The 15,712-nt window shown below is 44.2% G+C and carries 2 protein-coding genes; both read right to left on the bottom strand.

The window, feature by feature from the left end:
• Window positions 1-8 precede the first annotated feature (8 nt).
• Window positions 9-7,013 carry an SDR family NAD(P)-dependent oxidoreductase gene (locus SB847_RS02965; protein ID WP_410577324.1) on the bottom strand — a complete coding sequence of 2,335 codons (7,005 nt, stop codon included), beginning with the start codon at window positions 7,011-7,013 and terminating at the stop codon, window positions 9-11.
• The gene (locus SB847_RS02960; RefSeq protein ID WP_410577322.1) at window positions 7,006-15,711 is read right to left on the bottom strand and encodes a type I polyketide synthase; all 8,706 of its coding nucleotides are present in this window, start codon (window positions 15,709-15,711) and stop codon (window positions 7,006-7,008) included. The genes SB847_RS02965 and SB847_RS02960 overlap by 8 nt, the downstream gene beginning before the upstream one ends.
• Between the last annotated feature and the right edge of the window lies 1 nt (window position 15,712).

Below are 15,712 nucleotides of genomic sequence, written 5' to 3'. Positions count from 1 at the left end.
TCTTTTCTTTATAATTCTTTGAAATCAAGTAAAGGAATCAGCAATTCTGACTCTTCCTTTTCTGGAGTTTCTCCATTGTCGATCCAGCATTGTTCCTTATTGAATATAATCGGAGAAAGCGGGTGTCTTTTTGTCTCTCCATATCCTAATGTGAAATGGCTGTCGCTCAATATCATATGTGCGTTCGTGCCCCCGAATCCAAAAGAACTGATTCCGGCTCTCAAAACCCCTTTTCTGGGACGCCATTCTTTTAAAGACGTGTTCGGAAAGAATGGCGACTGATCAAATTTAAAACGCGGATTTGGCGTTTTACAATGTAATGTCGGCGGGAGCATCTGATTTTTTATGGATAAGGCAACCTTTATAATACTCGCTATCCCCGCTGCACTCATTAAATGTCCGAAATTCGTTTTTACGCTGCCCACTCCGCAAAATTGCGTTTCTTCCGTAACCTCCCGGAACACTTCTGTCAGCGCTTTTAATTCAATCGGATCTCCTATCATCGTACCGGTGCCATGCGTCTCGACATAACTGAGAGTATCTGCATCAATTCCGCCTTTTTTCAGGGCTTTTTTTATCACTGCGCTTTGCGCTTTCGGATTAGGTGTTGTCATTCCCATTGTCTGTCCGTCATTATTAACCGCGGATGAGTCAATTACCGCGTAAATTCTGTCACCTTCGGCAAGGGCGTCATCAAGTCTTTTCAAAAGGACTGCGCCGCATCCCTCTCCCGGTACAAATCCATCTGCCTTCTCATCAAATGTATGACACCTTCCTTCAGGTGAAAGCGCCCGAGCCTCACTCAGCATGACGTAAGGCTTTTGATCCAGCAAAATGTCAACCCCGCCCGCAATCGCCATATCTGACTCTTTTGACATCAGGCTTTGACAAGCGAGATGGACGCTGACCAATGAAGAAGAACAAGCCGTGTCTACAACCAGATTCGGTCCTTTCAGATTAAAAAAGTGTGAGATATGCGCACCTATGAAATTTTGTCCTATACCCACGATCGTATTTTTTGAAGGAGAACCTATTTTGGACATAAACGTCCCGGTCCGCGAACCGATGAAGACGCCGACTTCTTTGTTTGATACTTCTTCTTTTGTATAGCCGCCGTCTCTCAATGTCTGGACGCTGACCTCAAGGCATTTTTTGATTAACGGATCAAGCTCTGATGCCTCACTTTTGTTCATATTAAAAAACGCGGGATCGAAAGACTCAATATCTTGAAGAAATCCGCCCCACTTACTGATACTTTTTCCCTTTTCATAGGTGTCAGAGTAGTATGAAGAAATATCCCATCGCGACGCCGGGACTTCGCGGACACTATTTTGTCCTTTCTTCAAATTTCTCCAGAACGTTTCTGTGTCCGGAGCATCCGGAAACTCACAGCCCATTCCGATAATAGCGATTTGGTTCAGACTGGTTTGTTGCATTTGAGATCCGCTGTCCCGTACTTCAGAAGCATTTTGATTTATATGTTGCTCTTTTTTCCGAATCTCAATGTTTTCTGAATCAATTTGAGGACTGATCCCCTCACTTGCAAATAATTCGTTTATATAGACGCCCAGTTGTGAAAAACTCGGATACTCCAGAAAAGCTGATGGTTCAATTTTTATTTGAAATGCATCTTCCGCTTTTTTGACAAGCTGAACCAGTAAGATTGAATCAACTCCATAATCCGCAAAAGACGTATCCTGATCTAAATTCTCGTAAGGTATTTTCAGCTCCGCGGAAAAAATCTCCATTAACTTCCTGATCATAGCTTCATTGTCTCCCTGACCAGAGATCTCTTTTTCTTCAGCATCCGGGTTATTTATAGCAGCTTGAATTCTTGTCTGAAGCAGCTGCTCCAGCTTGAATTTCTCCGGATGTGTCTTTGCCGGTATAAGGCAGGGGTATCCGTTTATCGTCATCATTTCATCCAGCATGACAATACCTGTTTCTGTTGAGTGTGAAAGTAAACCAAGTGCCTGATATGATGGACTTGTCACCTCGCCCATCCCAATGTCCCTCCAGCTCGGCCAGTTAATTGATTGATAATATGTTCTGCCGGCTGCATGCTGATACGCCGCAAAGTAATCCATGAAAGCGTTCGCTGCGGCATAGTCACTTGTTCCGGCGCCTAATAAAGGAAAGGCGCTCGCAACAGATGAAAACAAAATGAAGAAATCAAGTTTGTCATCAATAAAAATGTCATGAAGTACCTGCATCCCCTGTACCTTTGGCTCAAATACTTCTCTTATTTCTTGATCAGATTTATGAATAAAAGCCGGATTCGAATGATTGGCTGCACCAGCGCAATGAATGACCCCGCCGACTTTGCCGAACTTCAGTCTCACCTCTGAAAAGAAGCGTTGTAATGTTTCTTTTTCCGTGAGCGGCCCGGAATACACTTCCACCTGAACTCCCTTTTGATCCAACTCATGCAGCAGTTGTAATTTCGAATAAAGAGGTGACTTTTCATCGGTGTCTTTTAACATGCCGGCTATTTTATCAGATTCCGGAAGGTCGGTTACTCCCATCAACACAAGTTTTTTGACTCCCTTGCCGGCATAATGTCTGGCAAGTTCTGCTCCGATCCCTCTTGTTCCCCCTGTAATAACCAGGGTTTGATCCGTACGGCATACCGGCAGGCCGGATAGTTTCCGGTTTATTTCCGCTGCATGTAATTTCTCGACGTATGGAATATAACGTTCACCGTTCCGGTAGCAGATTTCACTATACAGCCCGTCAGCGCAAGCTTCATCTGTAATTACCTGTCTCAGTTCCGCCGCAGTCCCGACATGCCCGTCTACATCTATTGTTTTTGATTTTATCTTTTGATACTCCGCACTCAGCATTTTATATAGTCCGGCTGTTTCGGCTCCGGCTAACGACGGCTTGTCATTCAGAAATGTCTGCAGCCCCCTGGTCACATGTAAAACGAAAAGCTGTTTACGTGTCTTTATGATTTCCTGCAGCAGTGTCAGCTTCCCGATTGTGCCGGTGTGTGCCCCGTTTTGATCACTCCGCAAATCTGACAGGTCAATCATGCCGATGATTTCCGGATTTTCTTCTATGACTGCTAGAGCCGTTTTTTTGGCTTCCCCATTTGAATGATCCCAGTTATCTGCGCAAATGACAGTGGGTTCAATCAGAGGATCTGAATCAAACAATTCGAATGCAAGCCGCTCACTTTCACTATTAGCCAGGATCATCACCTGTCCTTTCGTAAAAGCGGAAGGCGCAGCCTTTTGTTTTTTCCACGATTTTTTTAATACATCAAATGATAAGTCAATCGGTGTATGGGGCAGACTTTGCGGTACACCTGTTTTTTTCTGTTTCTGTGCTGCTTTTGCGGCAGGCACCCAATATCTGTTCCGTTCAAAAGGATATACAGGAAGAGAGATAAGCTTCGGTAATTCCGCAGTGTACATCTCTTCCCATTCAACGTCTCCTCCGTTCACCCAGTGAATGGCCATATCTCTTGCATTTTCAAAGTGAGCGGCTGACAGGGCACCCTTTTGACCAGCGCCTCGGCGGGCCTTTCCCCTATATAAACCGTTTACCTTCTGATCTGACCGCAAATACATCGTCAGCTTATTGCGAAGATCGTCAATGCTGCTAACCTCAACAGCGAGCCGCTCTTCCATAGCGTTTCTCCCGGTCTGCGAAGTGTACGCAGCATCGGCTAGTGACGTGTTTGGCTCCAGTTCTTTTATATATGCATCAATCAAGAGTCTGAGCCGTTCTTCATTTTTGGCAGAAAGCAGAATAATTTGCGTCTTGTTGCTCTGTACCGTTTCCATCTTTTCTTCATTCTTATACTCTTCGATGATAATGTGAGCATTAGATCCTCCAGCGCCGAAAGAACTGATGCCTGACCTTCTGGCTTGATTTTGCGGCGTCTCCCAATCGGTCAGTTCAGACTGCACGTAAAACGGTGTTTCCCCAAAATCAATATTAGGATTTAAGTTATCGGAATGAAGGGAAGGAGCAAGCTGTTTATATTTCATTTGCATCAGCACTTTTGTGATAGAAGCAATTCCCGCCGCAGCCTCTAGGTGTCCGATATTTGACTTAACCGAACCAATTGCACAACGATAATCGCTTTTCGAGCTGTGCAAAGCTTTGGTTAAACCTGAAATTTCAATCGGGTCTCCCAAAGATGTTCCGGTGCCATGCGCTTCAATATAACTTATGCTGTCTGCATCAATCCCCGCCTTATCAAGAGTTTCACTGATGACGTTTGCCTGCTCGCCCGGATTTGGCACAGTGTATCCGTTTGTTTTTCCGCCGTGATTTACAGATGTTCCCTTAATCACACCGTAAATCCTGTCCCCGTCAGCCTTTGCGGCAGAAAGCGATTTCAAAAGAACGGCCCCGACTCCTTCTCCCGGCACATAACCGTCTCCTCCCGCTCCAAAGCTTCTGCAGCGCCCATCACTTGAAACAAAATGATTTTGTGAAAGTAAAGTATATTTATCCGGGTGTAACGATAAATTCACTCCTCCGGCAATAGCGAGGGTGGATTCTCCCCTTTTTAAACTTTCACATGCAAAATGAACAGCAGAAAGTGAAGAAGAACACATTGTATCAATTGCAAGGCTGGGTCCGTGCAGGTCAAAGAAATATGATACCCGGTTTGCGATAGACGAATAAGAAGACAGGAGCGCCTGACGTTCCTCATCATCTGAAGCACCGGCTGCAAATAACTGATAGTGGCTGTAGGTGACACCGACAAATACACCTGTCTTATGCCGTTTCAACTTTTTCTTTGTGTAACCCGCATCTTCAAACGTGTGCCACGCTGTCTCTAAAAATAACCGTTCCTGAGGATCAATTAACTCGGCATCACGGGGCGAAATTGAGAAGAACAGCGGGTCGAATTTATCAGCGTCTTTTATAAACCCCCCCCATTTGCTGTCATGACGGGCATTGTCACCTGTGTGATAATATTTCCGAAAATCCCAGCGCTCTTTCGGTATTTCCGTTATGCAATCTTTTCCGGAAGAAATATTTTCCCAAAACTGTTCCACATCCTTCGCCATCGGGTAGCGGCCGGCTATACCGATAATTGCAATATCTTCCTCGGAAGGTGCGGATGGTATGCGGGAAACGGAAAGCTTCTCTCGTTTCACCGGCGCCGAATGATCAATTCGCTGTTCGGCTGCCGGTAAAAACGCCTTCTTCAACTCATGATGATAGTGTTCAAGAAAATACTCTGACAGCTCTTCAACACTGCTGTATTCAAAGAAAAGAGTCTTAGACACTCTTCCAAAATATTTTTCCAGACGGGAGTTAAGACCTAAAATCGTTAGAGAATCAATTCCGTAACGGTCAAACGTATCCTCGGGTAAAATACTGTCCGCCGGTCTTCCCGTTTCCGCACCGACGATCTCTGTCAAAAGACGAACCGTTTGCTTTTTCAGATCTTTTTCATTTAATTGCGGCAGATTACTGTTGTTTTCAGGCACAGTCTCTATTTCTTTATGATCCGTTGAGAGTAATTCACTTATTCTATCTTTGTCTCCGCTGATAACAGCCAGCTGAGAAGCAGAGCGGCTCATACTGTCCTGAAAAGCGGCAAGCCCGGCTTGGGCGGATAAAAGTTCCAGCCCTGCATGTCTTAAAGCTTGCAGCTCTCCCGGCCCGACTGTCATATTCCCCGCATCCCATAACGGCCAATTAATAGAAAGTGTTTTCCCGGGACGTCCCTTAATGCTTCGATACTGGGTGAATCCGTCCATATATCCGTTAGCGAAGGCGTAGTCGCTTTGACCCGCATTAGGCAGAACGGCCGAAAGGGACGAAAACATAACGAAGAAATCAAGAGGCTCTTCTTCAGCTGCTTTATCCAGCCAAACGGTTCCGAATACTTTAGGCGCTATAACTTCTTCTATGCTTTCTTTCGTTTTTTTTATGATAAATGCATCCTTAACAAGTCCGGCGCTGTGCAAAATTCCGTTTAATTCTCCGAATGTCTGCTTAATGTGCTTCATTAACGCGGCCGTCTCTTTTTCCTTTGAAATATCTGCCGGGACATATAAGGCTTCAGCGCCAAGATTTTCAAGAGCGCTCAATTTTTGCGCCGTTTCACGGGAGGCCGGGGAACGGCCGGTTAATACCAGCTTGACTTCTGCCTGTTTCGCCAGATATTCCGCAAACAGGTACCCGAGACCGCCGGCTCCTCCCGTAATTAAATACACACCGTTCTTTTTTACACTGAAACTATGTTTCTCCCCATCTTCTTTTTTTACTGTTTGAAGCTGCCTTTTATAATAATGGCTCGGCTCATAACAGGTAACGTGGTTCGTCTTACATTGATTGTTCCATTCAAAAGAGATGACATCTGCAACATGCTGCTTTGTAAACGGCTCGTCAAACATTGATTTCAGCTCTGCAGCCTTACATGTGAAATTCGGATTTTCGGCCTGTACGGTCTTAAGAAAACTTTCAACCGCGTTATAAATCGGCTGAACCTCGCCCTCGGCATTTTCATACAGATACAAAATTTCTGCTTTCGGACAAAGTTTGTTCGCCATGAAGGCCTGAAACATGTGAAACAAGGAATACAGACTTTTATTGAGCTGCTTTCTCATTGCATCTTCTGTATTTTTGAAGAGCCCGGCAGCCAAAAAATGAATAATATGACGAGGTCTTATATTTTGAGAACGCAGAACCCCGCATAACGCATCATAATCCTCATCTTTTGCAAAGTTCATTGTAAAACGACCGTTCCGGCAATCTTCGAAACGCTCGCCGGAAGTCACGTAAATGAAAGGTGCCTCATAGCCTTCAAGCTGCCTCTTCATTACGGTATACATGCTGTCGTCTTCACAAAAAAATAAAATTGGCTCTTTCGTATGCGGGAATTTTCCACTGCCTTTAAATTCATGTCTATCCCATACCATTTCATATAGATGGGTTTTCCCCAAGCTCTTAATTAATTCCAGCCCTTCTTCAGGCGTCAGGCTGCATTCTTTCACCTTTTTCACGATTTGCTCAATTTGCATCGTTTTTTCATTCATGGAAAAGCAACTCCTCTATCAGCTCTGACGTCTCTTTCGTATTCATCTCACCTGTTTGTGCTTTTTCAAGAAGCGACATGATTTCTCCATCTGCTGTATCTTTATTTGAGTTGTGAAGCTCAGTACCCGAGAAAGCCTCAGCCTTCTGCGCTTCATCTTTATTTAAATGAATCCAATGTCTGTTCTTGCTGAAAGGATAAAGAGGAAGAGACAGTTTAACCGGTTTGAGTTCCTCCTCATACAAGTCTTCCCAGCTGATTTCACAACCGATCGTCCACAACTGAGCCAGTTTGGCCGGCTTGTTTTGCTGAATCAGTGATTGAACATATGCATGACCTTCGGGGCCGCCGAATAAAGGAGCGTACAGACTATCAAAATCCGTTACATTTCCTTCATAAACACCTTGCAGCCTGCTCCCTTGGATGTAACCGTTTAATTTTTCAAGAAGATCTCCGGTATTCGAGCAAGTGATCGCAAGGCGGCATTCAAATGGTTCCCTTCCGGTTTGCAGCGTATATGCTATTTCTTCAAGACTGATTCCGGACTTTTCTCTAAAATTGCCGTTATGCGGTTTATCAGCTGATCGATTCCGGACGCTGCTGATATAGCGGCACAGCTCGCTCAGGGTCATTAATTCCTGAAATATGTCTAGTGATATTTCTGTGCCGTACATATGGTTTATATAAGAGATTAATTCGGAATAAGCCAACGGATCAAATCCGAATTCAGCAAGAGGTGTCTTTGCATCTATATCTGCGGTATCTAAACGCAGGATACCCGCTGCCGCTTCCCGAACCGCCTCTTGCAAATCACGTTCCTGCACCTCTTGCTGACTGAGTTGAACTGATAGTTCTTCATGTAAAAACGTTGTTAACTCTTTGGCTTTAACCATCAGCCTTTCCTTTGTTTTGGCCGATAGAACAATGATTTGTTCCCGCTCGGCAGTTACTGCTTTATCTTGTCCGTATTCAAATTCTTCCACGATGACATGAGCATTTGCCCCGCCGAATCCAAAGGAACTGACTCCGGCACGGCGCGGAACTTCATTTCCTTGTCCATCTTTAAATCTGGCCCACTTCATTGTTTTATTGACAATATGAAACGGTGTTCCGCTTAATTGAATGTAAGGGTTCAGTTCCTTGACATGTAGTGTGGCAGGCAGTGTTTTATACTTCATGGATAGTAATACTTTAATCAGCCCCGGCATTCCAGAGGCGGGCTCTAAATGACCGATATTCGTTTTTACTGAACCGATGCCGCAATATTGATCATGATTCTTTCCTGAATGCGGCTCAAAAGATCCAAACGCTTTTTTCAAGCCTTCAATCTCAATCGGATCTCCCAGTTCTGTCCCGGTTCCGTGTGCTTCAATATAAGATATCGTATCAACAGGAATATCGGCATTTTTGTAAACAGACGTTAACAGTTCTGCCTGAGCTTCCGGGTTCGGCGCGGTCAATGAAGCAGATCTTCCTCCGTGATTTTCTCCGGTTCCTCTCAGAACTCCGTAAATATTGTCTCTGTCATTCATTGCCGCTTGCAATGGTTTCAATAACAGAACAGCTGCACCTTCACCGCGGACATAACCGTCGGCAAGTTTATCAAACGTCTTACACCGGCCATCCCTAGACAAAATACCGAGTTTATCAGTATACATATGCGTGACTGGATCTAAGAGCAGCGAAACCCCGCCTGCTACCGCCAGCTCACTTTCGCCATTTTGAATCGAGCGCACAGCTCTGTGGATTGCTACAAGACTGCTTGAGCAGGCTGTATCAATGGACTCACTCGGACCTCTGAAATTAAAATAGTGGGATACACGGTTGCTGATGAGCGCCTGGCTGTTTCCGGTTCCCGCAAACGCATGCGCCCCGTCCGAATGCCTCATCAGCAGCTGGCGGTAATCATTAAATTGAATGCCCGTAAACACCCCGATATTTTTGCCAGACAGCTTTGAAGCTTTGTAACCCGCATCTTCTATCGCTTTCCAGGTTTCCTGCAAATAAATTCTGTGCTGAGGATCCATGAGTTCTGCTTCCCGCGGATTAATATTGAAAAACGCCTCATCGAATTTATCGGCATCTGTGATAAAGCCGCCCCATTTCGAATGTACTTCGCTGCTTCCTTTGCCTTCGGCGTATTTTTTCCAATCCCAGCGATCCGGGGGAATTTCCTGAATCAAATCTTTTTCATTGATTAAATTGATCCAAAACTCATCTGCATTTTTTGCTCCCGGAAAAACACAACTCATCCCGATAATGGCAACTGGCTGCTTCTCTGGATGATGGTCAGCCTGTCTTGTTGTCTTTTTTTCAAACGGAAAACTTCGCGGCGGCTTCACGGTTTTCCCGGTGGTTTTCTCGGCGTGCACTTTCCTTTTTTCAGAAATGTTTTTTTCTGCATCTGTATTCCCTTTTGCAACAGTACGCAGTTCACTGTTAAGAAATTCTGAAAGAGACTTAATATGGCTGTAAGTAAAGAAAACGGCAGGTGTCAGCTTAAGCTTGTATTTTTTATTCAGTCGGACAGCTAATGTTTTCAAACTGATAGAATCAAAGCCGAGATTGCCGAAATTCTCTGCCGTATCCAGCTGTTCAATGTTAATTTTCAATAATTCCGATACCATTTGCTTCAGTTCTTCCAGGACATTGTCTGTATAAGCCGGTGCTGTATAAGAAATTTCCTCTTGACGAACCGGAAGCGTATTTACTTTTTGATGCGGCAGATCTTTTTTTGCTGGTGTTGTTCCGGCATCCCCGGTAACAACCGAAATTTGCGGACAGTCATTTGCCAAAATCGTCTCAAAAGCCGCTATCCCTTCTTCCGTTTCCAAATAATCAAACCCGGATGCGGAAAGATAAGCTTCTTCCGCTTCTTTGTTTAAATGCATTCCGCCTTTACGCCACAACGGCCAGTTAATCGAAATGCTCTTGCCTTGTCTCTCTTGCCGGCGGCTCTGTTCGGATCTCCAATTTATATATTGATCTTGAAAATAATTGCCCAACGCATAATTAACCTGTCCAAAATCTCCGAAGACCGAAGAAATAGAAGAAAATACGATAAAGAAATCAAGCGGCTCATCTTTCGTTAATTCATCTAAGCATACCGTTCCTTCAATTTTAGCAGTCATGCCCTCTGAAAAATCAGTCAGATTCATCTCTGTAAATAACCGATCATCGGCATGACCAGCTGAATGAATAACACCTTGAATGGAGCCCCAAGTCCGTTTCGTTTCTTCTATGACCCGTCCCATCGTCTTTTGATCTGCGGCATCAGCTTGATAATATACAGCATCTCCTCCAAGCGCCTGCAGCCGGTCAATGTTATGGCGTTTATCAGCTGTTAACGGTGACCTTCCCGTCAATACTAATTTTGCTTGATACTGAGAGGCTAAATATTTTGCGAAAATCAGGCCCAGACCGCCCAAACCGCCCGTTATGAGGTAAACCCCTTTCTGTTTCAGCAGATGAGAGTGCTCTGTATGATTGAATACATACTCCTTTAATGTCTTAACATACCTCTTGTCATTTATATATTTAACTTCTTCCGCCTGCCGTTCCATGCCTGAAACCATTTCGTTAAGACAAAATTCAGCCCTTTTTTCAATTGATATACGTTCTGAAAAACCGATTGACTTCACATTCTCTGCGGATGGCACCAACATATTTGCCGTTTTTAAACAGCCTGCAAGAGCGCCCGTATACGGATCATTCACGCCTTCTTTAAAAGAGTGAACAAGAAGCAGAGAATGAAGATAAAGAGAGGCGTCACTGCGGGCGCTCAGGGCTTTTAATAAATAAAAAATTGATTCCAGGCCGCTGAGAAGGTGGTCACCCGCGTAAAATGTTTCTCCCGTGTGCAAGATGACATCAGGAGAACATCCCTTTTTCTCCAATTCTTCAAATAAACGAATGTAATCTGACGTCACTTCCGGGTTTACACAGAATGTCAGCAGATTTTGATCGGTCTGCCGCTGATCCGGCGTGACGAGAATGACACGGCTGTCTGATTGATTTTTCAGAGCTTCAGCTAATGCTTCATCTTTTGCAAAGACCAGAATTGTTTTTGGCTCCCTATCTTTGATTTCAATCAGAGGGTTTTTTTGATCCCACTTATGCTCATAAAAACGTACATTTTTATTAGGCTTTTCGCCAAAAACCAGCCCGCTCAGTTCCATCAAAATCCCGCCGGCATTGTCTAATACATACACATCATAAGCCGAATCGCTTTCTCCAGTTTGTTCTGCATATACATAAACGGGTTCAGTCTCATGATCAAAAATCATACATTCTTTAATGTTTTCCGGGAGCTCTCCGGCATTTTCCCCCGCAAGGTATATGACGGCTTGATATACGCTCTCAATAACTTCCGGTTTGATTATGCACCCTTTCGGCCCAGCCTTTGCTTTTATCTTTAAAAGCACCTGTCCGTTCCTGCTGACGCAATGCTCTGCCGCTTTCAGACTGTCACTGCAGCTGTATCCGAATTCGGCAAGCCGCTGATAAAACGCTTCGTACGGTATGCGGTCTGCATGCTGAGACAGGAACGGCTCAAGATGAATATTTCCGTTCTCGTACACTCCGCCTTCTAATTCAAGCCGCCCTGAGGAATAAATGGATGAGTCGCTCTGTTTTTCTATAGAATACGATGCACCCTGATTATCCGGGGTTAATACAATCCGGATCTGCTCATTGCTTCCGCTTTGTAACATCGGTTCTCTAAAGGAGAGCTCTGTTAATTTAATAATCGGATTCCCTGAAGCCATCGCTCCGGCAGCTCTCGCCATTTCAATCTGGCTGAGAAACGGAAACATTTCCTTGTCTTGATACTTTGTTTTTATATACAAATCGGTATCGCTTACATTGATAAGAAACTTCTGTGCTTTAAAATCAGATATATTGCATGAAATGTAAGGATGCAGATCGTTATTTACGTTCATCCGGCGGCTTCCCGTATTTTGCGCATCTATTCTGCATAGCTCTTTGGCAAATGGATATCCGGGTGCTGAAATCCGTCTCAAAGTGACATCTTTATAAAGTGACGGCCAATCTACTCCGTTACCGCCAACCCAGTATTCAGCAATCTTCACAAGATCCCTGTTTGCGGCTGCTTCTTCAATCTCAGCTTTGTTCATCCTTTGAGCTTCTGTTGTGTCTTTGCCGCTTGTAAAAATATGATCCATCGCGTTTCCGAGAGTATAATCTGTCAGTCCTTTAAGCAATTCATCTTTTGTAGAGGCGATAACAGCCAATCTGTGCGGCATTTCTTCTCTGCCGGTTTGTAAAGTAAATGCTGTATTTCTAAGTGTTTCTAATGGATAATCTCTGGCTGCTATATGTTCTTTTGCGCGTTTTGCATACTCTGCCAGCCTGTCGGCATTTTTTGCAGAAAAAACAAATAAAAGCTGTTCAGGTTCTTCAGCCGCGAGAGGAGAGATAGCTTCATCCGCAAATTCTTCTAAAATAACATGGGCATTAGCTCCTCCTGCCCCGAAAGAACTGATTCCGGCACGCCTGGGAACGGATGACTCCCATTTTTCGGCACTGTCCGGTACATAAAAAGGTGTTTTTTGAAATGGTATATTTTCATTCAATTCAGCAGAATGAGTCAGTGACGGAACAATCGTTTTATGTTTCATTTGAAGAATAACTTTCGTAATGCCCGCTATGCCTGCAGCAGCCTCAAGATGTCCGATATTTGACTTAATCGACCCGATCGCGCATGTTTTCTTATCGCGTTCGGCATCTGAAAATGCTCTGGTCAGACCGGTGATTTCAATTGGATCTCCTAACGCGGTGCCTGTTCCGTGAGCTTCTATATAGCTGATGCTTTTTGGATCAATAAACCCTTTTTTAAAGGCTCTCGTAATGACCTCACTTTGAGCTTTGGGATTCGGCACGGTATATCCATTCGTCTTAGCACCGTGGTTGATGGCTGTTGCCTTAATAACTGAATAAATCTGATCACCGTCTGCAATAGCCTTTTTTACGGGTTTCAGCAGCACGGCACCTGTCCCTTCTCCCGGCACATAGCCGTCTCCTCCGGAACCGAAGCTTCTGCACCGGCCATCACTGGATAAAAATCCGCCTTGAGTCAGGAGTTCATATTTATGAGGATGAATGGATAAATTGACGCCTCCTGCAATTGCAATTTCACATTCATTCCTGATTAAACTTTCACAGGCAAAATGAACAGCCGTTAATGATGAGGAACACATCGTATCCAAAGCAATACTTGGCCCGCTGAAATTAAAAAAGTACGATACCCGGTTTGCGATTGATGCATATGAGGAAGAAACGGCCGCTTCGTGACCAACACTGTACAGCTGATAGTGGCCGTACATAACCCCTGCAAAAACACCGACGTTTTTTCTTTCAAGCGTTTTCTTTGCGTACCCCGCATCTTCTATGGTGTGCCAAACCGTCTCTAAAAACAGTCTCTCCTGCGGATCAATTAATTCAGCTTCGGCAGGAGAAATATTAAAGAACAACGGATCAAAATGATACACATCGTCAATAAATCCCCCCCATTTGCTTTGGTTTTTTACTTCATCGCCCGCTGCGGGCTGATAGTGCAGCCCCGAATCCCACCGATCCTTAGGTATCTCAGTTATACAGTCTTTACCGTTCAATAAGTTTTCCCACAGAGTATCAAGATCATTTGCCATCGGGTAACGTCCGCTGATACCGATAATCGCGATATCATTATCATGATACTTCTCCTGCTGCACCTGATTTTTCATCTGGATTTTCTGTTTCCCGTTAACATCGGCTGTCTGTTTATTATCTTTTTTCTTCTGAGATGGGGCGCTGCTCCCGTTTTCTCCTAACCGGAGTTTATGAAGAAGAGTATCCCTGTGCTCCTCAACGAAATACTGTGACAATTCTGCCGCAGTCTGATATTCGAATAACAGCGTTTTTGAGAGCGCGCCGAAATGTTTTTCAAGCTCATTCGTAATATTGATAATCATAACGGAATCAAGTCCGTATTTTTCCAATGGCTCTTCTGCATCTATTTTGTCCGCAGGCATCCTGAATTCTGCAGCAATCATTTTTATGATGAAATCAGATGTTTCAGCTGTCAGTTTCTCTGAATCAAATGATTCGATATTTCTCCCTGTTCCTTCATCTGCCTGAATGCTGTCTTTTCGTTCATATAATTGCTGAACATGATTGTCAATTTGCTCATCTCCGTAAAATACAGTAAATTGCGAAAAACCGGAGGACAATGCGACTGCAAACGCTTCTTTACCTTCTTCTTTTTCTAAAGGATAAAAACCCGCCTTTTTCATTGTCTCTACCGTTCGTTCATCCACTTGCATGCCGACTTCTTTCCACAGCGGCCAGTTCAGAGAGAGAGAAATCTTATCAGAATGCTGGGCAGAACGCATATTCATGAAATGATCCATATAACTGTTTCCAAACGCGTAATCAGATTGCCCGACATTTCCCAACACTGCGGAAGTAGAGGAGAAGCAAATGAAAAAGTCAGGATTTTCTTTCTCAACAGCATCATTCAGCCACATCGTACCCAATACTTTCGGTCTGATTACCTGATCGAATTCCTCTCGTGACTTGTTAAGAAGGAAAGAGTCACGGATGATTCCCGCGCCCTGAATGACCCCGTTTACTTTTCCATAAGAAGTTTTGGCTTTTTTGACTACATATTCGGCTTCTTCCTTATTGGTAATATCAGCCTGAACATAAACAGCTGAAGAACCGGCATCCTCTAATCGTCTCAGCTGTTTTCTTATATGATCTGAAAGCGGAGATCTCCCCGTTAAAACAAGGCAGCATTTTGTTTGAAAAGCCAAATATTCTGCAAAGGTAAATCCTAATCCGCCCGCGCCTCCTGCGATAATATATACTCCATTTTCTCTCAGCGGCACATCGCCGCTTCCGGAATTTTTTTCGGGTTCATACGTTTTGAGCTGTTTGACATAACGCTGCATGTCTTGATAACGGATCTCTACATCTGAAGGCTGGAAATCACTCAGCTCATTGCGTATGATATCAGCTGCGTGAACGGCTGCTATTGACTGCTCCATTTCAATGGTTTTTGCTGAGATTAACGGATTTTCCAGCTGCAATGTCCGCAAAAATCCGCTTGCCGCCGCGTAAAGAGGCTGTTCTCCGGAAAGATGCGAAAAATATCCATATAACAGCTTGATCGGTTTGCGGCAGTTATTTTTGAAGAGCGCCTGTTGTAATAAAAACAAAGAATAGACTCCGCTGTCGCATTGTTCACGAATCGCTCTCTCTGTCTTTTCAAACGGCATGTCTGACCACAAATGCACCGCTTCCCGTATATCTGACTTCTCTTCTTCTATAAGCCATCCTAACAGGTTTATGTAATCTCTTTCAGAGCGGGGGTCGATTTCAAATACACCGTCCCCGGTTTTTCGAAACTCTTTCCCCGGCTTAACCAAAATAACCCTTGTATCATGCAATGCAGCAAGTTCTTTACTCACATCTTCACTTTTATCAAATAATAAAAGGCTGCCCTCACGTCGGCCGCCTTTTACATGAATGCTGAGATCTGTCCGCTGCCAGACTGTTTGATAATATATCGACTGTCCGTTAGCCCCTGCGGAATGAGAACCAAGCTGCTGTATCCGCTTTACTCCTTCTTCCAAAGAAATGATGCCGCTTTCTATGTCAGAGAGTACTTTTTTTCTAATATGACGGGCTTCTTTCATA

Source organism: Bacillus sp. SIMBA_026 (genome assembly GCF_046535335.1).
Lineage (GTDB): Bacteria > Bacillota > Bacilli > Bacillales > Bacillaceae > Bacillus > Bacillus velezensis.
The sequence above is the reverse complement of the archived record's forward strand: the minus strand, read 5'-3'. Positions and strand labels throughout refer to the sequence as shown.

What these genes read in the sequence shown, in the direction of transcription:
- SB847_RS02965 (WP_410577324.1), bottom strand. Translation starts at nt 7,013, where the DNA reads ATGAATGAAAAAACGATGCAAATTGAGCAAATCGTGAAAAAGGTGAAA.
- SB847_RS02960 (WP_410577322.1), bottom strand. Translation starts at nt 15,711, where the DNA reads ATGAAAGAAGCCCGTCATATTAGAAAAAAAGTACTCTCTGACATAGAA.